The sequence below is a fragment of the Candidatus Acidiferrales bacterium genome (assembly GCA_035934015.1).
Classification (GTDB): domain Bacteria; phylum Acidobacteriota; class Terriglobia; order Acidiferrales; family UBA7541; genus DAHUXN01.
Window position 1 is genome coordinate 72,604 of sequence record DASYYH010000020.1, and the last position, 22,519, is coordinate 95,122.

The window sequence follows — 22,519 nt, forward strand, 5'->3', positions numbered from 1 at the left end:
TTTGAATTTTCTTGATCGTGACACAAAGAGCCAAAATTCAAACTGACCCAGTGCTGTTCCGGCGATTCATTTGGGTTTTTGCTCGAACTGCCTTACACTAGAGAACTTTACTCAACGAATGTTTCGTCTTCCTAGCGCACTTCGCCTCTCGGCCACAGCAGCCGTTCTCGCAACGGCGAGCTTTTGCTTGGCAGGAACCGGCCAATCCGGTTCTTCTTCCGATCCAGCAATCTTGCAAGCCATGGAGCAGGAGCTTGCTCGCACCATGTCCGCATACGGCAAGGCCGATCCGCCGGCCTACTTCGTCAGCTACACCGTCACCGGCGAGGATAGCGTTACCGTCTCCGGCTCCAACGGCGCATTGCTTTCTTCCGACGATGTCCATGACCGCTGGCTCGAAGTTCAAACGCGCGTCGGCAGCTACAATCTCGACAATACGCACAAGATCGAAGGCCGCGAACCTGCCTGGACCAGCCCCGGCGCTCAAGCCACTCTCGACGACGACATTCCCGTTCTCCGCCGCGAAATCTGGCGTGAGACGGACCGCCAGTATCGTGCCGCCGTCGAAGCCTATATCGCCGTCCAGACCAGCAAGGAAGTCGAAGCTCAGTCTGCCGAGCAGCGCGCTCCCGATTTCTCCCACGAAGACCCGCACGTTTCCATCAGCGCGCCCGTTTCCATGTACGTGGACCGCGCGCCCTGGGAGGAAAAAGTTCGCAAGTACACTGCGGCATTCAGCGCTTCCCCTGCGGTTCTGAATTCCATCGTCACCTTCACCGCGCGCTCCTACAACCAGTACTTCGTCAATAGCGAAGGCTCCAAACTCGCCTTCGGCCAGATTCGCTATCGCCTTGAACTCTTCGTCCAAAGCAAAGCTCCCGATGGCATGGACCTCGAGCGCTACGCCAATTTCGATTGGGTCGATCCCTCCAAAGCTCCCGATGACGCTGCGGTCATGGATCAGGTAAAAATCTTGACTCAGCAGATCGTCGCGTTGCAGAAAGCCCCTCTCGTCGAGCCTTACGCCGGCCCCACGCTTCTCACTGGCCGCGCCGCCGCCGTTTTCTTTCACGAAGTTCTCGGCCACCGCCTCGAAGGTTTCCGCCAGAAGGACGTCAGCGAAGGTCAGACCTTCACCAGCAAAGTCGGCCAGCAGATTCTTCCCGATTTCATCACCGTTCGCGACGATCCCACGACCAAGGAAGTCAATGGCCAGGTTTTGCTCGGCTATTATCCCTTCGACGATGAAGGCATCCCCGCGCAAAATGTTATCCTCGTCGATCACGGCATCCTGAAGAATTTCCTGATGGGCCGCTCGCCGCTGATTAATTTCCCGCATTCCAATGCGCACGGCCGCCGTCAGCTTGGCTATCAGCCCGTTGCGCGCATGGGCAACACTATCGTCGAAAGCAGCAAGACGATGACCAACGCCCAGCTCCGCCAGCGCTTCATCGAGGAAATCAAGAGCCAGAATAAGCCTTTCGGCCTGCTCATCGACGACATCGCCGGCGGCTTTACTTTCACTGGCCGCGCCGCGCCTCAGGCCTTCCAGGTGCAACCCTTGATCGTCTACAAAGTTTTCCCCGACGGCCGTCCTGATGAAATGGTGCGCGGCGTCAACATCGTCGGCACGCCTCTGATCTCCATCACGAAAATTATCGCCACCGGCGACACGCCTGAAGTTTTCGATGGCTACTGCGGCGCCGAATCCGGTTCCGTTCCGGTCTCCGCTGTCGCGCCGGAAATTCTCATTTCCGAAATGGAAGTCTCCAAGAAGGAAACTTCCACCGACACGCCGCCGCTTCTTCCGCCCCCTGCGCACGATCCATTGGACAAAGGCAAGGGAGGCAGCCAGTGATTTTGCGCCGTCATAATTCGTTCCGGTTTTTCATCGCCGCCATCGCGCTGGCCTTCACCTTGGCTCGGCCCGCCGCGGCGCAAAACGACAACGATCACACGCTCGAAGCCATGCAGGATGAAATGAATCGCTCCGTCGCCCGCCTCCAGCTTCCCGGCCAGCAGAAGCCTTTTTACATTCAATATCGCGTCCTCGACATGGACATCCGTGCCGTCAGCGCTTCTTTCGGCGATTTGATTTCCTCCACGCATACGCGCATTCGCCAGATGTCCGTCGGCGTCCGTGTCGGCAACTATCAGCTCGATAGTTCCAATTTCATCAGTCAGGATGGCTTTCAGGGTTTTCTCGGCTCCACTGGCCAGGTCGGCATCGACCGCGACTACCATTCCTTGCGTCAGGATCTCTGGCTCGCCACGGACCAGGCCTATAAGGAAGCTCTCGTCAATCTTTCCAATAAGCAGGCTTTCCTCAACAGCCTCGCTCGCCCGCCCGAGATCGCCGATTTCTCCAAGGAACCACCCGTCGTGGAAGTTCAGCCGCTGATGAAGCCAGATTGGACTTCGCGCAACTGGGAAAACGAAGCTCGCGAAGCCTCCAAAGTTTTCCGCAATTCTCCGGACCTTTACGGCACGCGCGTCCACTACTACATCGTCTATACCACCTACTATCTCGTCACCAGCGAAGGCACCAAGCTTCGCATTCCGCAAACTGTTTCTGGCATCGAAGCCAGTCTCAGCACGCAGGCCGTCGACGGCATGCCTCTGCACAATTACTACTCCGATTATGCCCAGCGCTCCGAAGACCTTCCTCATCCGAAGGATGTCAGCAAAGGTCTCGCTCAGGTCGCTCAGGAGCTCGAGAATTTGCGCATCGCTCCGAACGTTCAGGACTACGAAGGTCCCGTGCTTTTTGACGCTCCCGCTGCTGCGTCTGTACTCGCTCAGGCTCTCGAGCCGTCGCTATCCGGCGCGCGGCCGCCGCTTTCCGCCGTTCCTCAGTTCGATCAAATGATGCAGCAAATGGGCGCTCACAGCGATTGGAGCGGCCGCCTCAACACGCGCGTTCTTCCCTTGAACGTTTCTCTCACCGATGATCCCACCGAGCCGAATTTCCAGGGCCAGCCGCTTTTTGGCTCCTATGACGTCGATGCCGAAGGCGTTCGCGCCCAGCGCGTGGCTCTCGTCGAAGACGGCATCCTGAAAAATCTCCTCATGTCCCGCCGCCCCGGCCCGGATTTCGGCCAGTCCAATGGCCACGCGCGTTCTGCCTTGCTTTCCACGCCCCAGCCTCTCAGCAGCAATTTGATCTTCGAAGCCACCAACACTCTGAGCTCCGGCGACCTGCGCAAAAAATTCCTCGACATGTGCAAATCCAATGGCCAGCAATGGTGCATTGAAATCAAGCGCATGGATAATCCCGCGCTCGCCTCCGCGACGCAGCAGGATTTTTCCGACATTATTTCCGGTGTCGCGCAGGGCTTGAGCAGCGGCGACCGTCTGCCGCTCATGGTGTATCGCGTCTACGTTTCAGACGGCCACGAAGAGCTGGTCCGTGGCTCGCACATCAAAGGTCTCGATCTTCGTTCGTTCCGCACCATCGCCGGCATCGGCAACGATTTCACGGTCTACAATTTCATGCAAAACTCCGAGGCGGGCATCACCGGCACTGCGCTCGATACCTTCGGCTCGGTCGAGGGCGGCATGCCCAGCTCTATCGTCGCTCCGTCCCTGCTCCTCGAAGACGTCGAGCTCGGCGGCTTTCATGGCGAGCCTCGCCGCCTCCCTCTTCTCCCTGCTCCGCCTTTGCAGTAGCCTCTCCGCCCCGCCGCTCACTTGATCTCGCAGAGAATCCTTACGGCTCGAGCGTGATAAACGTGATTTCCGGCCGGCACCGGAACCGTATGGGAATATCCGACATTCCCAGCCCGCGGCTCACGTACATCCGCGTGCCTTTCTCCTCATACCAACCCGAAAGAAACCGTCCGCTTCCGTAGGGCAGCCAGAAGGGCTTCACAAACGGAATCAGCACCTGCCCTCCGTGCGTATGTCCCGCCAGCACCAGATTCACGCGCCCCGCGATGCGGTCGAAATACGCCGGCGCGTGAAACATCGCGATCGTATAGACATTCGTCGGCACTCCTTCGAGCGCCTCGTTCAGGTTGGGCCGTCCCGTGGCGGCATCATCCAATCCCACGAGCCAAACGTCCGGCCGCAGCTCGTGATTTTGATTCAACAGCAGGCTGACTCCCGCGTCGTGGTAAAACAACTGCTCGTGCCTAACCGGCCGAATATTCTCCCAGTTCCCATGCACGAACCACACGCCCAACGGCGCGTGCAGTTGCTCGTAAACCTCCCGCACCGCGCGGTAATTTCCCAGCGGGTCCGCCAGCGTATCTCCAGTGATCAAAATCACATCGGGCTTTTCTTCCGCCAGCACTTCCAGCAGCTTCCGTTCCCGCCACCCAATTCCGCGCGTGTGCAGATCCGTCAGGTCCGCGATCTTCAGCGGACTCTTCACCGTCGGCGCGCCGCCTTCGCCGGTTTGAATCGTGTAGTGCGTCACTTCGATGTCGTACGGCTCGATCAAAAACGCATCCACGCCCAGCGCCGCCACGATCGCCAGAATCGCGATCGCAACCGGATGCCTCCGCCACCACGGCTTCGCTGCCCGCGTCCCTTTCGTTTCCTCGTTCATTACAGCCGCGTTCCCCCCGCAACTCCAATCCTCCACTATACCGGGCTTTCCCACTCCCGCGAATCGGCATTTCCGCCCGTGCCATCGTATAATCGGCGCGCATCCCGCACATGAGCGCATCCACCGAGGCCGTCCGTCAAAAAAAACTCGCGGCGCTGACTTCGATGGCCGCCGCTCTCGTGCTCGTTTCTCTCAAGATTTTCCTTTCTTTCCGAACCGGCAGCCTCGGCATCCTCTCCGAAGCTCTTCATTCCGGCCTCGACCTCGTCGCCGCCGTCATCACTTTTCTCTCCGTGCGCATCGCCGACAAGCCCGCCGACGCCGACCACACCTACGGCCACGCCAAATTCGAAAATTTCTCTGCCTTCGTCGAAACGACTCTCCTTCTCCTCACCGCTCTCTACATCGTCTGGGAAGCGTTGCAGCGCCTGCTCTTTCGCCACGCGCTCGTACGCCCCAGCCTTCTTGCCATTGGCCTGCTCGCGCTCATGATTCTCATTGACGCCACGCGTGCTCGCGCCATCTCCCGTGTCGCGACGCGCTATCCCAGCGAAGCTCTCGAGGCCGACGCGCTCCATTTTTCCACCGACGTCTGGAGCACTTCCGTCGTTCTCGTCGGCATCCTCGCTGTCTGGCTCGGCCAGCGCTTGGGCATTCCCTGGCTGCACTACACCGATCCGCTCGCCGCTCTCGCTGTCGCTGGAGTGATTATCTGGGTAGGTTCGCGCCTCGGCCGTCGCACGCTCGAAGCGCTTCTCGATGTCGCGCCACGCGGCCTCCAGCACGAAATCTTGGCCGCCGCTGAATCCGTCGAAGGCGTTCTCGGCGTCGAACGCGTCCGCCTGCGCCGCGCCGGCCAGCATTATTTCGTCGACGTCACCATCAGCGTCCCGCGCACCACCAGCCTCGAGGAAGCTCACGCCACGAGCGACCGCGTCGAGCGCCGCATCGCCGAAATCGTTCCCTCCGACGTCGTCGTCCACATGGAACCTCGCGCGCGCTCCGGCGAAAATCTCCTCGATGCCATTCGCGCCACGGCACATCGCCGCGGCCTCGCCGTCCACGAACTCTCCGCGCATCAAATCGACGGCCGCCTTTTCATCGAGCTGCATCTCGAAGTTGACGAAAATTCCACCCTCCGCGAAGCTCATCGCCTCGCTTCCGCTCTCGAACGCGACCTCATCGGCGTCGCTGGCGCCGGCGCCCAAATCAACATCCACATCGAGCCGCTCGGCACGCACATCCCCGGCGGCAGTGAAATGACCGAACTCGCCTCCCGCATCCGCGACTTCATCAACACTCTCCCCGCCGAATTTCACGAACTCATCGATTGCCACGACGTCCATGTCCGCTCCGTCGAGCACAAAATCCTCGTCTCCTGCCACTGCTCCATGAACGCCAGTCTCCCCGTCCACCAGATCCATGACGTCACCGCCGCCGTCGAAGACCGCGTCAAAGAGCGCTTCTCCCAAATCTCCCGCATCACCATCCACCCCGAACCCCCCGACGAGAATTAACGCGCTCTTTTTGCGCATGGCGATTTGCCGGGTGGCCCATTCTGAGCGGTTTCTGCGAAGGGTGGGATACTCGCCCTTGCTTTGGTCCTGGCTTTTCGTTCCAACCTCTAACCTCAGACCTTTAGCTTCCAGAACGTGGTACAGGCTTGCCCGCCTGAGTGGGCTTTCAGCCTGTGAGATCTCGCGTTCTTATTCGGCCCGGCGGCTTCGCAGTAGTAAATAAGTGGTGGCACTCGATGGAAAAGCACTTTCGTCAAAATATAAAGCATGGCACGATACGCCTATGAAAACAGCACTAACTTCATGCTGCTGTATACTTGCGGCATCACTTCTCCTGTTCAATACAACCTCCTTTGCGAAGGACAAAAAACACCTGCCACTGCCTGCCCAAGTCATCGATGCAAAGACCGTCTATATAGACAATCAAAGCGGGGTCGCGGCGCTGGGAGATCGGGCCTACCAAGAACTGCAGAAGTGGGGCAGATTCCAAATCGTGCAAGACCGCCAACATGCGGACTTGATTCTGCTGCTTTCGGCCCGTGAGTATAACCGGGGTTACGTTACCACCGGCGGTGGTCAGACCGGAACCGTCGACCAGAACGGGAACATCAACACGACGAATAACCCAACTTACACGAATGCGGTGACCGTGGGTTATACATTTCTAACTGCTATAGATCCGAAGACGGGTGATGGCCTTTGGAGCGACTCCAAAAAATGGGGAACCCTATTCACTGGGTACCATAGCGCTACGAAGGGACTAATTGACGAACTGCGGAAGCGTATGGAAGAACAAACTGCAGGATCAGGAAAATAACCATGGACGCGCGGGGATATTTATGCAAGCGCGACGGCTGTATATCAGCATTCAGGAAAGCGGGAGGCCCATCCACAGTCTAGGAGCGTTTGATTTCCGGTACAATACAGGGAGAATAGGCACAACGATTCATAGGTGTATTGTGGGAGGCCCGGATGCCACGACGACGATTAGTTCGGACAGAGGGCGACGTGCGCGATTTCCCTCGGTACAGCATTCCCGAAGCGGCGTTCTACGTGCGCATTCCTGCGAACACACTGCGTGCGTGGACACTTGGCCAAGATTACGTTACGCGGGCAGGCAAGCACCGTACATTCAAGCCGTTGATCGACTTGGCCGACAGAAAAAACAAATTGCTTTCTTTTTATAACTTAGTGGAAGCCCACATCTTGCGCTTCACAACGGAAAAGCGAGGCATACCACTCAAGAACGTGCGGGACGCGCTTGATTTCGTCCACGACAAAATACCCGGAAAGCATCCTCTGCTGACGCACAATTTCGAAACCTCTGGGAAGGATTTATTTATACGCCATCTGGGAAACACCATTAACGCCACGAGCAAGGGTCAATATGCGATGAGGCAAATCCTTGAAAAGTACCTCAGTCTTATCCCGCGCGACCCATATGGCTTGCCTATCCGCGTTTTCCCAATCAACTCCAAGCGGCTCGCCATTGACCCGCTGTTTTCCTCGGGTAAGCCGATCGTGAAAGACAAAGGCATTATGGCATCTGTGCTGTGGGGACGGAGCAAGTCCGGCGAGAGTATAGCCGATATCGCTCGCGATTACGGACTAACAGATATTGAAGCGCGAGAAGCAATCGAAGACTACGAATGGAAAGCAGCAGCCTGACGAACCACCAATTTTTCTCCTCGATAGAACATTTGGGAGAAGCCAATTGGCTAATATGCTGCGTTCGGCAGGCTTCCTTGTCGTAACTCTTTTTGATGAATATGGAGATGCTGAAAGCAGAATCGCGGACCCCGTAATGATTCACGGTTGCGGGCTAAAGGAATACGTGCTACTGACAGGTGATCAAGACTTGGAATTTACCTGGGCAAAAGAAGTGACAGAAGCTCATATTGCCGTTTTTGCTACGACAAATAACAACGAAGGCCCAACGCAATGGGCACCGCGAATCATTAAGGCAAAAAACGATATTTTGCGTGAGCTTAGACGAAGAACAAAACCCTTCACGGCAAGGATTGGATCGGATGGCCGTGTAACACGAGTGAGGCTATTTGATGGTTCGCAGTGGAAAACAATCGAGCTCAACAAAAAGCATGGCCCACATAAAAGCAAGTACAAACCAGAGGGGTAAGCCCTCGTCCTCTTAGTTTGCGGAAACTGCTCTCGAAATTCCGGAACTTAAGCTTGAAGAATTCTAATTCCGCAACCTATATCTAATTTTTCGCTTGGCTCGCTGCGCTGCTTGGAGCAACATAGCGCCGCCTATGCCGCACACCTTCTCCCGTCGCGACACATTGAAACTTTTCGGCGTCGGAGCCGCAGCAGCAGCGGGCGCATCCGCGGCGTTTTCGCCTCTCGTCTCCGTCGCGCCGCAATCGCAGTCCACGCCCAGCCCCGCGCAGCTTGCCGAGCAGCAGCGCGAAGACGCTTCCCGCGCCGCGCGCATGGCTTGGTGGCACGCCGCCAAATTCGGCATGTTCATTCACTTCGGACTCTACAGCGTCTACGGCCATCACGAATGGGCCATGGAAGAGGAAGGCATTCCCGTCGCCGAATACGAGCAGCTCGCGCGTCGCTTCCATCCGCGTCCCGGATTCGCGCGCGAATGGGCGCGTCTCGCCAAACGCGCCGGCCAGAAATACATGGTCATGACCAGCAAGCATCACGAAGGCTTCTGCAATTTCGCGTCGAAGCTCACGAATTATTGCGCGCCCGATCAGGGCCCGGGCCGCGACCTCGCCCGCGAATACGTCGAAGCCGCCCGCGCCGAGGGCCTTCGCGTGGGCTTCTACTATTCGCTCATGGACTGGCACCATCCCGATGGCGCGCGTTGCGCCACCGATCCTGCCGCGCGTGAGCGCTTCGTCGCCTACACCCACGGCCTGATCCGCGAAATCATGAGCAACTACGGAAAAATCGACGTCCTCTGGTACGACGTCGCCTGGCCGCTCGACGCCGATGGCTGGCAATCCGTCAAAATGAACCAGATGGTCTTCGGCCTTCAGCCCGACATCATCGTCAACAATCGCAACCTTCTTCCCGGCGATTTCAGCACTCCGAAACAGGAAATTTCCGCCTCCGAGGAAGGCCGCGCGTGGGAATCCTGCATGACCATGAACGACAGTTGGGGTTATCAGCGCGCGGACGACGACTGGAAATCGCCCAAGACCATCGTCCGCAATTTAATCGAATGCGCGCAGGGCGGCGGAAATTATTTGCTGAATATCGGGCCGACCGGCGACGGTTCCATTCCTTCCGAATCCATCGCCACGCTCGAAGCCGTCGGCCGCTGGATGGACGACAACGGCCCCACAATTTACGAATCCGAACGCTCGAAAGTGACCACGTCCGAAATGGCCGGATTCACGCGCAAAGGCAACACGCTATACGTCCACGTACACTTCTGGCCCGGTAACACCGTCGCCGTCGGTGGTCTGCGAACCAAAGTTCTCAGCGCGCGCATGTTCACGACCAAACAGCCCGTCGAATTTCATCAGGAAGAATTTCGCGTGCAGTTCACGGGCCTGCCCGACCATCCCCCCGATCCGCTCGCCACGGTCATCGAAGTCGAATGCGAGAGCGAGCCTGTTCAGGACACGCGCTGGGTGCGCGAGAATCGCCCCCGCCGCGCTGTGGGGTTCGATTAGTTTTGGGGCGTCTGGTGCGACCACATCGCGCCTGTACCGCTACGTTACAAATTCGAGTTTTCAGCAGCCTGCGAGAATGAATCTATTGGAGGCGTGGCTAAAAAATGTTGACTCAACCGGTGGCAAAGGAATTCGCTGCAGAGTGGATCGACGCGTGGAATGCGCACGACCTCGATCGCATACTTTCGCACTATGCGGAGAATGTGGTGCTCACGTCGCCGGTCGCAGCGAAAGTGCTCGGAGAGGCGTCCGGAATGGTGAACGGCAGGCAAGCACTTCGCGGTTACTTCGCGAAAGGGCTTGAGCTTTTTCCGAACCTCCAATTCAAGCTCATCGATGTCATGCAGGGAATCTCGAGCGTTGTGCTCTATTATGAGAATCAGCGCGGCACCAGGACTGGCGAGTTCATGGAATTCGATGCGGCGGAAAAGGTAGTTCGCGTCGTTGCCAACTACAGCATATAAAGGCATCGATGCAAAGACAAAGGGTAGGACTACTTCGCGCTCGGAACGATTAGGCGAACCTCGCCACCGTCGATGGGCGGCTTATCTCCTCGCTTCTCGCAGATCGCGCCCATGTGTTTCCAGATCTCTTGGACTTCCGCGGGCATGTGGTCCGGAATGTCGTGATTTTGCCAGGTGAGAATCTCGACGAAATAGGGCCGGCCGTTTTCGCTTCCCTGAAGAATCACGTGCGGCTGCGGAAGCACCATGTCGAGGCGCGTGTAAGCTTGCCACGCGTCGGCGAGGACTTTCTTCATCTCGTCTTCATGGCCGGGCTGGACATGGAAAGTGACGAGGACCGTCTCCGGCTGATCGTCAGGGAGTTGCGTCTGCGCGAACGACGGAGCCACGCGGAGCCAGCCGACGATGGCGAGAACGGCAACCGCGATTCTCCAGCCAAATTGCTTGCGATGAACTTTCATTTATGCCTCCGCGCGAACCGCGGCACTCGAAGCTTTTGCGGGCCGCCGCAATAGTCCCCCTGCCACGCTCAGCACCAGCAGCGACGTGAAAAACGTGAGGTGATACCACACCGGAAATTTGTGCCATATGGAAATGTGCGTCGGCAGGAACATCGCCACGGTCACTACGCCCGTTGCGAGCGGCGTCTTGATCCTCTCTTTTGCCACCAGCGCCACTACAAAACCGGAAACCACTGAACTCACTCCGCTCTCCAACAGCCGCATAATCTTCATCGGCAGCGTGAAGACCAGCGACTTTTCGACTAACGCATAGTCGATCCACAGTTTTCGCATCGCGATATCACACACCGTGACGACTACCGCCCACGCAATCAATCCAGCAATCACGGCGAGAATAATTCTCGCCACTCGGTGTCCTCTGCCGTCTTTCCACATGTGCGCTGCTCTATTTTCTGGCATCTCCCGCCTCCAGCATCTAATCTCCAGCCTCTAGAACGCCACATCCTTGATGTGCGTGGCGATGAACCAGCAATTGCCCCACGCATCCTTCACTCCCGCGCTGCGATCGCCGTAAGGCTTGTCGTTCGGAGCTTCAATCGTCGTTGCGCCTGCGTGCAGCGCTTGCGCGTACACCGCATCCGTATCCGGCACGTACAGGTGCAAATGGCACGGCGTCTGCCGGTTCGCACGAAACGCTTCGTCAATTTCAATCTGGCCATCGCCGATGAACACGGTCGCGTGCGCAATTGCACCACCCGGCCATTTGTGAATGCCCTCCGCGCGCCCGCCAAATGCTTCTTCCATGAACGAAATCATCTTCTCCGCGCCGTGCAAATGCAGATAGGGCTGAACTGCCGGATGCGAATATTGCTTTGCCTGCGGCGTGATGTACCACTCGTTTCCGAACGGGTCGCGCACCCCTGCTTCATACTCTCCGTAGAACTGCATGGCGGGTTCATACAGCGAAACGGCTCCCGCGCGCAATGCGTTGCGATAGGCCTCTTCCGCATCCGGCACCGTCAAATGAATTGTCACCGGCGCCGGCCCGTACTGCTCGTTGCCATCGCTTAGTTCGATCATCGAATCGCCGACTTTCACTTCCGCATGCATGATTTTCCCGCTCGGAATTGGCACGCGGCCTTTTTCTTCCGCGCCGAATGCTTCCTTCATGAAGTCGATGAATCCCGCCGCGCCGCCGACCAAAATGTACGGCGTGATGGTGTGGAATCCTTCGCGTATGTACTTCACTTTTTTCGCTGGTTCTGCTGCGTTCATTTTTTCCTCCACACTTTTTTCTTTTGAACGGGTTTCTTCCCTGTGGACCCTCGGCTGGCTGAGCGCGTCGCGCCGCCTCCACCAAAAGCCGCTCGTCCGCTTCATTTTCTCGGCCCTTGAACCCCTGCTCCCGCAATACGCGCTCTCCATAACATAAACTGCCGGGCCGGCAAAAGGTTACGCGAAAATTTTGCCCGCCCGGAGTCACTCCGTCCGCCAAAGGTTTTTCGAGCGGTTCTTCGGCGCGGTGACGCTGGAAAACTAATTGACAGTGTCAACTATCTATGTGACAGTGTCATTCATATGTCCATCGCACCCGGACCGCCGGCCGTCGACCCCACGCTCGCCGGGCGGATCGACGCCATCCGCCGTTTCAATCGCTTCTATACCAAGCGCATCGGCGTGCTCGATGAAAGTTTTCTGCACACTCCCTTTTCGCTCGCCGAAGGCCGCGTGCTCTATGAGATCGCGCAGCTCGAAAATCCTTCCGCAAGCGCCGTCGCCCGCAATCTCAGCTTGGACACCGGCTATCTCAGCCGCATCCTGCGCGATTTCGTCCGCCGTGGCTTCGTTGATAAGAAACGTTCCGCGAGCGATGGCCGCCAGAGTTTTCTCGCGCTGACCGCTCGCGGCCGCAAAGCCCTCGCGCCGCTCGACCGCCGCGCCAATGAAGAAGTCGGCGCCATGCTCCGTGCCCTGCCTGCGAAAGAGCAGGCTCGCCTCGCAAGCGCTATGGACACTATCGCAAATCTCCTCGGCGACAAATCCAAAGAAAAACCCGCGAGTGGCGCGCCCTATCTCCTCCGCTTCCATCAGTCGGGCGACATGGGCTGGATCGTTCATCGTCACGGCGTTCTGTATTCACAGGAATATGGCTACGACGAGCAATTTGAAGCGCTCTGTGCGCGCATCGTCGGCGAGTTCATTCAGAATTTCGACGCGAAGCGCGAACGCTGCTGGATCGCTGAACGCGAAGGCGAAATCGTCGGCTCCGTTTTTCTGGTGAAGAAATCCAAATCAGTCGCCAAGCTGCGTTTATTGTATGTGGAGCCTATCGCGCGCGGCCTCGGCATCGGCCGGCGGCTCGTCGAGGAATGCATTCGCTTTGCGCGCCAGGCAGGCTACAAAAAAATTACGCTCTGGACGCAAAGTCATCTCGATTCCGCGCGCCGCATCTACAAAGCCGCTGGATTCCGCCGCGTCCACAGCGAGTCGCATCACAGCTTCAGCCTCGACCTCGTCGCGGAAACCTGGGACCTCGCCCTCTAGGAATGGCTCTCTACAGCGCCAAAGCGCCGGCGCGGCACAACCACGCAACGCTCGATCGCTTTATTCGACCCGCAGCGCAGTCATGGGCGAAATCGAAGCTGCGCGCGCCGCTGGAATGATCGCGGCGATGAACGAACAGAGCGCGAGGGCGCTCGTCGCTACACCGAGCGCGAGCGGATCCCACGACGAGACGGCGAAAAGCTGTGAAGCAATCAATTTGCCCGCGCCGATGGCCAGAGGCAAACCGAGCAGCAGTCCGAATAGCACGCGCTCGAATGCGCCGCGCAAAACCAACTGCACCACGTTCGCACGATTGGCGCCCAGCGCCATGCGAATGCCGATTTCATTGGTGCGCTGCGCGACAGTGTAAGCCGTGACGCCGTAGAGCCCTATGGCCGCCAACAGCAGCGCAACCACGCCGAAGAGACCGGCGAGGCTCGCGACGGCGCGCTCCTGGTCAAACGAAAGGTCGATCTGCTGTTTCACCGTGCGAACGCTCGTGACCGTGAGATTGGGATCGATCTCCGCAAGCGCGCGCGTCAGTTGCGGTTCGAGCGTTCCAGGAGGGTCGTTCGTCACCAGCATGATTCCGCCGATCTGATGCGAGCCGAATTCGAGTTTTTGCATCAGCTCTGTTTTGTAATTCACGTACTGTGCCAGCGGCACATAAAACATCGCAAAAGGCGGCAGGGTGAATCCCCAGCCCGCGAAATGCGCATCGCCCGCCACACCAACGATCCGGTATGTGCCGGCATTTTCCGGCAAGTCCAGGCCGAAATGCTGTCCGAGCGGATCTTCGCCGTTTTTGAAGAAGCGCTTCACGAAAGCCCGGTTGACAATGGCCACCGGCGCGGCATTTTCATTATCTGCATCTGTGAAGTAGCGTCCGCGCAAAATGGGAATTCCGAGATTCTGCAGATAATTGGGGCTGACGCGGTCCCATGACGCGCCGGTTTCATTGCTCGTCGCGGATGACGGAGGATGGCCGGCGATTTCGATCATTTCTCCCCAATTGTCCGTCAGCGGATTGTAGAGCGCCAGGCCCGCGCTGCGCACTCCCGGCAAACGGATGACGCTGTCTTCGATTTTGCGGTAGAGCGCGTTCAGCTCTGCCGGTGTGCGGCCCGCGTCGGGATTGTGCAGCGAAACTTCCACCCGGCCTTTGACCTGAAACCCGAAATTTTGCCCTTCGAGGTTTCCGAGGCTTCTCGCCAGCATCGTCGCGCCGGCAACCAGCACCACAGAAACACTGAATTGCAAAATCAGCAGCGCTTTGCGCGCCAAGGAAGATCTCCCCGTCGAACTCCGGCTCGAGCTGCGCAGCGCCTCGGCCGGGTCCGTGCGCGTGGCAAACCACGCGGGCGCCGCGCCAAAAATAATCCCCGTGAGGAGCGCCAATCCAAACGCGAACGCCAAAACCACCAGCGAAGGCGTCACGCTGATGGGAAGAAAATGCGCGCTCTGAAACGCGAGTGCCAGCAGCAATCGCGCGGCGGCGACGGCGACGAGCAGTCCGACGACTCCTCCAGCAACAGCGAGCACTATGCTTTCCGTCAGCGCCTGCACAACGATTTGCCGCCGCGTGGCGCCGATAGCCAGTCGCAGCGCTGTCTGTCCGCGGCGCGCGACCGCCCGGGCCAGCAGCAAATTAGCAACATTCGCGCAAGCGATGAGCAACACCATGGCGCACACGGCGAGGAGAATCTCCAGGCTGCGGCTGTAATCCTCCTTCATCACTGTGACTCCCGCCCCCGCCGGGACGACGCTGATGCTCTGCTTCGGAAGCGCGCGGATGACGTCGCCCATCCAATTCGCCGGATATTGGGAATCGTGCTGCAACCATTGCCGCAGCACTCCCGTAAGCCGCGGCGCCATCCCCGTCGTCGATGTGCCAGGCCGTAAACGGCCGATCATGCGCAGCCATGCCGGCGGCGATTGATGCAGGCGTGCGCCAACGCCGTCGATAAGCATCTCTTGATGCACCGGTATCCAGATGTCCGGCGGGTCGCTGCGCAGCGTTTCACCGAAAAATCCCGCTGGCGCTACGCCGATGACTGTGAATGCATGTCCCTCAACATCGAATGTCGCGCCGACAACGGAGGGATCCGAGCCGTAATTCAGCTGCCAGGCGTGGTGGCTGAGAACTGCAACCGGCGGCGCGCCTTCCATGTCATCTTGCGGCGTGAACAGCCGCCCGCCGAAAGGCCTCACGCCAAGCGTCGAAAAATAACTCCCTGTGACATATTCGGACCGCAAAGGCCGCGGAACGGATTCGGCGCCTTCCCGCCGCACGCTCATCCGCATCCCGCCTGCCTGGAACGCGGCCACTTCTTCGAATTCCGGCACTGCCGACTTCAGCCGTTCGTACAGCGGATAGGAATACATGCCCCAGCGGCCTTGCAAGCCGCTTTCCACGCAGCAATCATTGCCGTCGCCGACGCGATAGAGCGTCGCGGGATCTTTCACCGGCAGCGAGCGAATCATCACCGCATGGATCAGCGTGAAGATCGCCGTCGTGCCGCCGATGCCCAGCGCCAGCGTGAGTATCGCCGAGGCCGCGAAAATGGGCGCGAGTCGGAATTGCCGCAGCGCGTAGCGAAGATTCCCGAGTAAATTGCTCATTAAAATTCCTGAACTCGATCCGAAGCCAATCGTTCCTGCGTCCTTGCGTTTACCGGCTTCGCTAGTCTATTGACTCTGCAGAGCGTCGTTTGGTGAGCACGTTCAGGAAAAAAACAGGTCGAGGACGATACGCCTTTGCCAGGCGCATCACGCAGCGGTTCCGTTCGGGTCCGGCATGGCCCTGGCGTTTCGCTTCGCCCACAGTTGCGCACCCAGCGCAAACACCGCAGGAAAACATTCCAGGACGTAGCGCGGTTCAGGAGTCTCAATCGTCGTCAAAAATGCCGTGCGCACCACGATGAACGCGACGAGCATCCAGACGACAGGGTCTTTCCGGCATCGCCACGCGCCAAGCAGCGCTAGCACTCCATACGCAATGCCCATCACAAAAAGCGTGAACGAATAGCAGTATTGCGAGGGGCTGTCTTCCCACCAATAGCCGACGGGCCAGAATTTCCCCGAGAGTGGCAGCATTTCCACGCGCGGCGTGAACCACATCGCAAGCGCTCGCAGCGCCGGAACTTCTGCGTAAGTCCGCAGCGGATGCCGCGCGGTTCGCTCTCGCGCGATTTCCGCGAATTGCCCGTCGATATCCGCGGACATTTCCAGGGAGGCGTTGTATTGCGCCAGAAGATTCGCGACGCGCTCGCGCTCGGCTGGTGAATCGAACGCTGCGGCCGGAAGATCGTCCATTTCGATTCTGTCGCTTCCCAAATTCCACGACACTAGAAAAACATCGCGGAATCGCCACAGCCAGGTCTTTTCCCACGAGAAAAATCCGTGCGGCGTGTACTCGTCGGGTAATTCGCTGTAAGCCGGCGCGAGGAATTGCACGCGATGGAGCGTCCGCCAGTTGCGCGCAGCCCACGGCGCCAGAGGCAAGATCAATCCGAAGCCCATGAGCGCGCCGGCGCGTGCGAGCTTCGGCCAATTTTTCGGCCGGCGCCAGTATCCCAGCAGCACAATCGCCGGACCGGCCAGCAGGAGCGGCCCTTCTGGCCGCACGAGAGCCCCAAATCCCGTGACGATTCCGCCCAGCAGCCACCGCATCTCTGGTTTTAGTTCGCCGGGCGAATTTCCCGTTGCGGCGCTGTCCAGTGCACGAAGATTTTCGCCGCGCATCGCCTCCATCAGCACCAGAAGCGCCAGAGCTGTCAGAAACGTTGCGAGCGGCTCCGTCAGCAGCACGGCGGTATAGTTCGCTGTAAACGGGCATATCGCCGCGAGCCACAGCGCCGCAAACGCCACGCAGCGGCGGGATTCGCGCGGTGCAATCATCGCGGCCATAGCGGCCACGATGATGCACGTCAGCACATCCACGGCGGCTTGCGCTACCATCACCACTCGCGTGCTTTCGCCGAAAATGGCGTAAATGGTCGCCAGAAACGCCGGATACCCTGGCGTTCGCATGTCCACGGGTGTAAGTTTGCCGAAAACGCTGATGCCGTAGGTGCCGTGCGCCAGCATGTTGTGCGCAAGCGCCTGGTAGAGCGGTGTATCGCCGGCGTCGGAGAACGGAAATTTTAGGATAAAAAACAACCGGATTGCGAACGCCGCCAGTACAGCGCCGGTGACATGCGCGCGCATCTTAGTTGAAGCCGTCATTGACAGTCTTTCCGTGGACGGCTAGCTTGGAATGAAGGCATGACAAAGCACAAGCCCATATTCTACGACGAAGAGCGCCGCCGGTGGCGCCGGACGCGCCGTGTTCTCGAAGTCTCGGGCGTTTTCTTCACGCTCGTCGTCGTAATCTTTTTTTTCAATATCCTGCGCCGCCCGAATCTTCCCGAACTGCTCCTGCCCGAGCGCGGCCCGGCATATCATCCCGTCACCGCGCCGATGCACCCTACTCTGTCCAGAGTCAAACGCACTAACGTCCGCCCGGGCCGCCAGCGCAAGGTCGCGGCGCTCGGCGAAATCCCGGAAAAATACGATCCCCTGCGCGCGGCGTTTTACGTCAACTGGGATTCCAACAGCCTCGCTTCGCTCGAGCTGCATTATCACGATATCGACCTCCTGATTCCCGAAGAGCTCCACGCCTTCACCGCCGATGGTTCGCTCGCCGTCGACAAAGATCCCAAGCTCGACAACTGGCTGAAATCCATCAACGTCGAAATTCCCATGATGCCGCTGCTCAATAACTATGACGGCAGCGTCTGGCAAATCGACCCCATGGCGCAAATGCTCGCGCACGCCGACGCGCGCCAGCGCCTGGTCGGCTCTCTCGTTTCTTATGCCGAGTCGCACAAAGTCGCTGGCCTCGCGGTCGACTTCGAGGAAGTGCCCGATTCGAGCCAGAAGGATTTCACCGAATTCATCCGCGAACTCGGCGCCGGTCTTCATGCCGTGAACCTGAAATTGATGGTCGCTCTTCCCGCCGCGGACTGGACTTACGATTACAAATCCCTCGGCGCGGATTCCGATGCCATCATCCTCATGAACTACGATTTTCACTGGCCGCAATCCGCCGCCGGCTCGATCGTCGACCAAACTTGGTATCTCAAGAATCTGAACACCATTCTCAAAATCGTCCCGCCGCAAAAACTCGTCATGGGCATCGCGAATTACGCCTACGACTGGCCATCGCCCACGAAGAAAGATGCGCATCCCGTCGCTGAGGCGCTCTCGTTTCAGTCCGCGTGTGTTCGCGCGCTCGAGTCGGACGCCACCATCCAGTTCGACCCCGCTTCGCTCAGCCCGTTTTACAACTATGAAGACGAGTCCGGCAACGTCCACAACGTCTGGATGCTGGACGCTCTCACGGCATATAACCAGCTTCGCGCCGCCGAGCGCGCCGGCATTCAAGGCACGGCGCTTTGGCGCTTCGGCACCGAAGATCCCTCCATCTGGAGCATCTGGGACACCGTGCATCCCAACGATCAAAATCGTGCGCAACTGGATTCGATTCCGCCCGGCTACGACCTGATTCTCGAAGGAGCCGGCGATCTCTGGCGCATCACGGCCAAACCGCAGAGCGGTGATCGCACGTTCAAATATGATTCGTCCACCGACACGTTCACCGACGAGCGCATCACCAAGTATCCGCTCTCCTGGCGCATCGATCGCATGGGCGGCGCCAATCCCAAGGAACTGGCGCTCACGTTTGACGACGGCCCGGACACGCCCTGGACTCAGCAAATCCTCGATGTCCTCAAGCGCGAAAACGTTCCCGCAACATTTTTCGTCATTGGCGTCGAAGTGGACCGCTATCCCGACCTCGTCCATCAGGAATTCGCCGATGGCGATGAAATCGGCAACCACACGTACACCCATCCGGATTTCGACGCCGCATCGAAAACGCAAATCGAATTCGAGTTGAATCTCACGCAGCGCCTCATCGAGAGCGATTTAGGCGTGAAAACTTTGCTCTTCCGCCCGCCCTATGGCATCGACGAAGAGCCGGAAACCGCCGACGAAGTCGCCAATCTGCCGATTCCGCAATCGATGGGCTATCTTCTCGTCGCCGGCCATATTGATCCGCACGATTGGGGCGAGGAAGGCGGCGTTCCTCCGCCTCCCGTCGAGACCATTGTTCAGCGCGTCGTCGATCAGGTCGACAAGCTTCCCGGCAACGTCATCATCATGCACGATGGCGGCGGCAATCGCAGCCACACCGTCGCCGCGCTTCCGCAAATCATCGAGCGGCTGAAGGCACAGGGCTATTCGTTCGTCACCGTCTCGCAGCTTCTCAATCAAGACCGCGCGCAGGTCATGCCTCCGCTGAGCCGCGAAGAGCATTTCTTCGCCGAGACCGATTCGCTGATTTTCAATATCTTCCACTGGCTGCGTCTTATTATCGCCTTCATTTTCGTCGCCGGAATCGTTCTCGTCAGCGGGCGCGCGCTGTTCATCGGCATTCTCGCGCTCGCCGAGAAACTCCGCCCCGCGCCGCAGGATCATCCCGAATATAAACCGAAGGTCACCGTGCTCATTCCCGCGTACAACGAAGAAGCGGTCATCGTGGACACTGTCGGCTCGGCGCTCGCTTCCAATTATCCGAAGCTCGAAATCATCGTCATCGACGACGGCTCTACCGACCGGACCAGCGCGCGCGTCCTCGAACTTTTCGGCCATGAGCCGCGCGTTCGCCTGATTCGCCAGGCGAACTACGGCAAGTCCGCCGCGCTCAATCACGGCCTCTCGGAAGCCTCGGGCGAAATCATCGTTACCATCGACGCGGATACCATCGTCGACCGCGAAGCCATTCCGCGACTTGTCCGTCATTTCGCCAATCCGCGTGTCGGCGCGGTCGCCGGGAACGTGAAAGTCATGAACCGCAATCGCTGGCTCACGCGCTGGCAGGCGCTCGAATACATCACCAGCCAGAATCTCGAAAAGCGCGCCTTCGATCTTCTCAATTGCATTCCCGTGGTTCCCGGAGCCGTCGGCGCCTGGCGCGCCGAAGCCATGCGCAGTTGCGGCGGCTTCGCCGGCGACACTGTTGCTGAAGATACCGATCTCACGCTCACCATTCGCCGCCACGCCTGGAGAATTCTCTACGACGAAGACGCCATCGGCCGCACCGAAGTTCCCGACACTATGGACGCGCTCATCCGCCAGCGTTTCCGCTGGACCTTCGGCACGCTCCAGGCTGTCTGGAAGCACAGCGACGCTCTTGGCCGCCCGCGCTATGGCACCATGGGCTGGATCACGCTTCCCAACGTTTTCCTCTTCCAGATCGTTCTTCCGCTCGTCTCCCCGCTCATCGATTTTCTGTTTCTCTTCTCGATTCTTCTCTGGGGACTCGCGCAGTTCCGCATCACGCATCTGCCGCCGCTCTGGACCAGCGACGACGTCGTCCGCTCGCTCATCTTTTTCGCCGCCTTCATGCTCATTGACCTTTTCACCTGCATCGTGGCCTTCGCTCTCGAAAAAGGCGAAGACTGGTCGCTGCTCATTCCTCTGCTCATTCAGCGCTTTTACTATCGCCAGATGATGTACTTCGTCCTTTTCCAATCGCTCAAGGAAGCCGTGCAGGGCCGCCCCGTCGGCTGGCGCGGCGTCGAACCCCAAAAACCCGAAATCCCCGCCGCCCCCGTCACCCAGACTTGACGCGCTTCTCGCGTGGTTTTCGTAGGGGCGCTGCTTGCTGCGCCCGCGCGACTCCCCGAGTCGCGTTCAGCGCGTCAGGCCTCACGTCAAAGATGGTGGCGAACAGTGCGAAAGATTTGTTTCTTCTCGTTGTCATTCCGAGGAGCGTTTTTTGCGACGAGGAATCTGCAGTTGCCCCTCAGGGGGTCGGAGCTTCAGCTCCGACACAAAGGACGGCGCTTTAATCTTCCTAGTTTTCTTTCAAACACATCCAGCGGCGAAAAATTACAATTTCCCCGAGTACTTGAAGCTCCAAAATCTTGTGCTGTACTAGAAAGATTCAATCCCTGCCGTCGTCTCACCAACAAGAATCTGTTGAAAATTCTGTTAACTTACGATATAATGATACCGTATGGTTAGCGCATCCAACTCCGCAACGCTCAGCTTCCCGCGAGGCTCCCGGTGGCGCCTCCTGGCCGCCTGAGTCCCTCCCGAGCCGCTTACTCCGCCTTTCTTGCCATTTCTAATCGCCAGACCTCTGAATTATTAGAAATGCCAGTAACTTACACAAAACAAAGACTCGGACCTGTTTCTAATCGCCAGAGATATGCACTTTTCCCAAGGTACGCTCTTCGCGTCTCGGACGTTTTCGCAAGATGTGCAAATCGTCTGCCGAATGCTCGTCGACATCATTCTCGGGCCGCCTTTTCTGCTATAATCTCGCTGGTGATGGGCTGCACCCGCAGTCAGGGGCGGCACCGGAGGACAACATGAGCGCAGTACCTCCTGCAGGCAAAAATGCAGGCAACGGAAAAATCACCGTGCCTGACATTCTTCACCGCAAAAGTTCCGCCGATTCCACAGACACGCGGCAAAAAATCACCTGCCTTACGGCTTATGACTATCCCACCGCGCATCTGCTCGACGAAGCTGGCGTCGATATTCTCCTCGTCGGCGATTCGCTCGGCATGGTCGTGCTCGGCTATGAAACCACGCTGCCCGTCACGCCCGAAGAAATGCTCGTCTTCACGAAAGCCGTGCGCCGCGGCGCGCATCGAGCGCTGCTCGTCGCCGACATGCCTTTCGGCAGCTTTCACGTTTCGCTCGACGATTCCGTGCGCCAGGCCCTGCGCCTCGTGAAAGAAGGCGGCGTCGACGCCGTGAAAATCGAAGGCGGCGAAAAGCGCATGGAGATGATCGCGCGCCTTGTCGATTCTGAAATTCCCGTGATGGCTCACATCGGCCTCACGCCGCAATCCGTTCTCGAATTCGGCGGTTTTCGCGTGCAGGGAAAAACTCCCGACGCTGCCGAGCGTCTCCTGCGCGACGCGCGAGCTGTCGAAGCCGCTGGCGCTTTTTCCGTCGTGCTCGAATCCGTGCCGCGCGAACTCGCTGCGCGCATCACGCGCGAATTGCGCATCCCCACCATCGGCATCGGCGCCGGCCCCGATTGCGATGGCCAGGTGCTCGTCTTCCACGACATGGTTGGACTGACGCTGGGCGGCTCGCCGAAATTTGCTCGCCGGTACGTCAATATCGGCGAGCAGATTTCGCGTGCCGCACGTACGTTCTGCGAAGATGTGCGCAGCGGAAATTTTCCTTCCGACGCCGAATCGTTTCACGCACCGCAATTAGGCGCGCAGCCGAAAACGCACATTCACTGAATGCCGGACAA

The 22,519-nt window shown here is 58.6% G+C and carries 17 protein-coding genes; 11 read left to right on the forward strand and 6 right to left on the reverse strand.

From position 1 onward, the window contains the following. Positions 1-118: 118 nt before the first annotated feature. Together VGR81_09940 and VGR81_09945 are read left to right on the forward strand one after the other, a co-directional pair. Positions 119-1,858: a metallopeptidase TldD-related protein gene (locus tag VGR81_09940; protein HEV2289260.1), complete on the forward strand. Its 1,740-nt coding sequence runs from the start codon at positions 119-121 to the stop codon at positions 1,856-1,858. Beyond that, on the forward strand, positions 1,855-3,669 hold the full coding sequence (locus tag VGR81_09945; protein ID HEV2289261.1) for a metallopeptidase TldD-related protein: 1,815 nt from the start codon (positions 1,855-1,857) through the stop codon (positions 3,667-3,669). Before VGR81_09940 ends, VGR81_09945 begins: the two co-directional genes overlap by 4 nt. Positions 3,670-3,709: 40 nt before the next feature. Here VGR81_09945 and VGR81_09950 read toward each other — a convergent pair whose 3' ends face one another. Then, on the reverse strand, positions 3,710-4,552 hold the full coding sequence (locus tag VGR81_09950; GenBank protein HEV2289262.1) for a metallophosphoesterase: 843 nt from the start codon (positions 4,550-4,552) through the stop codon (positions 3,710-3,712). Positions 4,553-4,662: 110 nt separating this feature from the next. On the opposite strand from VGR81_09950, the gene VGR81_09955 reads away from it, so the two are divergent. From VGR81_09955 to VGR81_09980, 6 genes are all read left to right on the forward strand, one after another. Continuing rightward, positions 4,663-6,069: a cation-efflux pump gene (locus VGR81_09955; GenBank protein HEV2289263.1), complete on the forward strand. Its 1,407-nt coding sequence runs from the start codon at positions 4,663-4,665 to the stop codon at positions 6,067-6,069. Between the two features lie 223 nt (positions 6,070-6,292). Further along, entirely contained in the window at positions 6,293-6,886 is a 594-nt protein-coding gene (locus tag VGR81_09960) for a hypothetical protein (GenBank protein HEV2289264.1), read from the forward strand. Positions 6,887-7,041: 155 nt separating this feature from the next. After that, a complete protein-coding gene (locus VGR81_09965) occupies positions 7,042-7,737 on the forward strand; it encodes a DUF433 domain-containing protein (protein ID HEV2289265.1) in 696 nt (231 codons plus the stop codon). A gap of 55 nt (positions 7,738-7,792) precedes the next feature. Beyond that, positions 7,793-8,206, forward strand: a complete 414-nt coding sequence (locus VGR81_09970; GenBank protein HEV2289266.1) for a hypothetical protein — start codon at positions 7,793-7,795, stop codon at positions 8,204-8,206. A gap of 133 nt (positions 8,207-8,339) precedes the next feature. Continuing rightward, the gene (locus tag VGR81_09975) at positions 8,340-9,722 is read left to right on the forward strand and encodes an alpha-L-fucosidase (GenBank protein ID HEV2289267.1); all 1,383 of its coding nucleotides are present in this window, start codon (positions 8,340-8,342) and stop codon (positions 9,720-9,722) included. Between the two features lie 104 nt (positions 9,723-9,826). Then, positions 9,827-10,186 (forward strand): nuclear transport factor 2 family protein, encoded by a 360-nt coding sequence (locus tag VGR81_09980; GenBank protein HEV2289268.1) that lies wholly within the window; start codon positions 9,827-9,829, stop codon positions 10,184-10,186. Between the two features lie 29 nt (positions 10,187-10,215). On the opposite strand, the gene VGR81_09985 is transcribed toward VGR81_09980, so the two are convergent. The 3 genes from VGR81_09985 to VGR81_09995 form a co-directional block, all read right to left on the reverse strand. Next, positions 10,216-10,647, reverse strand: coding sequence for a hypothetical protein (locus VGR81_09985; GenBank protein ID HEV2289269.1), 432 nt, complete (start codon positions 10,645-10,647; stop codon positions 10,216-10,218). Next, a complete protein-coding gene (locus tag VGR81_09990; protein HEV2289270.1) occupies positions 10,648-11,055 on the reverse strand; it encodes a hypothetical protein in 408 nt (135 codons plus the stop codon). Between the two features lie 81 nt (positions 11,056-11,136). Next, a complete protein-coding gene (locus VGR81_09995; protein HEV2289271.1) occupies positions 11,137-11,922 on the reverse strand; it encodes a VOC family protein in 786 nt (261 codons plus the stop codon). Positions 11,923-12,225: 303 nt separating this feature from the next. On the opposite strand from VGR81_09995, the gene VGR81_10000 reads away from it, so the two are divergent. Then, on the forward strand, positions 12,226-13,191 hold the full coding sequence (locus VGR81_10000) for a helix-turn-helix domain-containing GNAT family N-acetyltransferase (protein ID HEV2289272.1): 966 nt from the start codon (positions 12,226-12,228) through the stop codon (positions 13,189-13,191). 60 nt (positions 13,192-13,251) lie between these two features. Here the strand turns inward: VGR81_10000 and VGR81_10005 are convergent, their stop codons facing one another. Beyond that, positions 13,252-15,813 carry an ABC transporter permease gene (locus VGR81_10005; protein HEV2289273.1) on the reverse strand — a complete coding sequence of 854 codons (2,562 nt, stop codon included), beginning with the start codon at positions 15,811-15,813 and terminating at the stop codon, positions 13,252-13,254. Positions 15,814-15,960: 147 nt separating this feature from the next. Continuing rightward, entirely contained in the window at positions 15,961-17,418 is a 1,458-nt protein-coding gene (locus VGR81_10010; GenBank protein ID HEV2289274.1) for a hypothetical protein, read from the reverse strand. Between the two features lie 39 nt (positions 17,419-17,457). Between VGR81_10010 and VGR81_10015 the strand changes: the two genes are divergently transcribed. Both VGR81_10015 and panB read left to right on the forward strand, forming a co-directional pair. Next, positions 17,458-20,865, forward strand: a complete 3,408-nt coding sequence (locus VGR81_10015) for a glycosyltransferase (GenBank protein ID HEV2289275.1) — start codon at positions 17,458-17,460, stop codon at positions 20,863-20,865. Between the two features lie 749 nt (positions 20,866-21,614). Next, positions 21,615-22,508: a 3-methyl-2-oxobutanoate hydroxymethyltransferase gene (panB, locus tag VGR81_10020; GenBank protein HEV2289276.1), complete on the forward strand. Its 894-nt coding sequence runs from the start codon at positions 21,615-21,617 to the stop codon at positions 22,506-22,508. The last annotated feature ends 11 nt before the right edge of the window (positions 22,509-22,519 follow it).

Bases quoted from the DNA above. Each gene is read 5' to 3' on its own strand.
- VGR81_09940 (HEV2289260.1), top strand. From the start codon at position 119: ATGTTTCGTCTTCCTAGCGCACTTCGCCTCTCGGCCACAGCAGCCGTT.
- VGR81_09950 (HEV2289262.1), bottom strand. From the start codon at position 4,552: ATGAACGAGGAAACGAAAGGGACGCGGGCAGCGAAGCCGTGGTGGCGG.
- VGR81_09955 (HEV2289263.1), top strand. From the start codon at position 4,663: ATGAGCGCATCCACCGAGGCCGTCCGTCAAAAAAAACTCGCGGCGCTG.
- VGR81_09965 (HEV2289265.1), top strand. From the start codon at position 7,042: ATGCCACGACGACGATTAGTTCGGACAGAGGGCGACGTGCGCGATTTC.
- VGR81_09970 (HEV2289266.1), top strand. From the start codon at position 7,793: ATGCTGCGTTCGGCAGGCTTCCTTGTCGTAACTCTTTTTGATGAATAT.
- VGR81_09975 (HEV2289267.1), top strand. From the start codon at position 8,340: ATGCCGCACACCTTCTCCCGTCGCGACACATTGAAACTTTTCGGCGTC.
- VGR81_09980 (HEV2289268.1), top strand. From the start codon at position 9,827: ATGTTGACTCAACCGGTGGCAAAGGAATTCGCTGCAGAGTGGATCGAC.
- VGR81_09985 (HEV2289269.1), bottom strand. From the start codon at position 10,647: ATGAAAGTTCATCGCAAGCAATTTGGCTGGAGAATCGCGGTTGCCGTT.
- VGR81_09995 (HEV2289271.1), bottom strand. From the start codon at position 11,922: ATGAACGCAGCAGAACCAGCGAAAAAAGTGAAGTACATACGCGAAGGA.
- VGR81_10000 (HEV2289272.1), top strand. From the start codon at position 12,226: ATGTCCATCGCACCCGGACCGCCGGCCGTCGACCCCACGCTCGCCGGG.
- VGR81_10005 (HEV2289273.1), bottom strand. From the start codon at position 15,813: ATGAGCAATTTACTCGGGAATCTTCGCTACGCGCTGCGGCAATTCCGA.
- VGR81_10010 (HEV2289274.1), bottom strand. From the start codon at position 17,418: ATGACGGCTTCAACTAAGATGCGCGCGCATGTCACCGGCGCTGTACTG.
- VGR81_10015 (HEV2289275.1), top strand. From the start codon at position 17,458: ATGACAAAGCACAAGCCCATATTCTACGACGAAGAGCGCCGCCGGTGG.
- panB (HEV2289276.1), top strand. From the start codon at position 21,615: ATGAGCGCAGTACCTCCTGCAGGCAAAAATGCAGGCAACGGAAAAATC.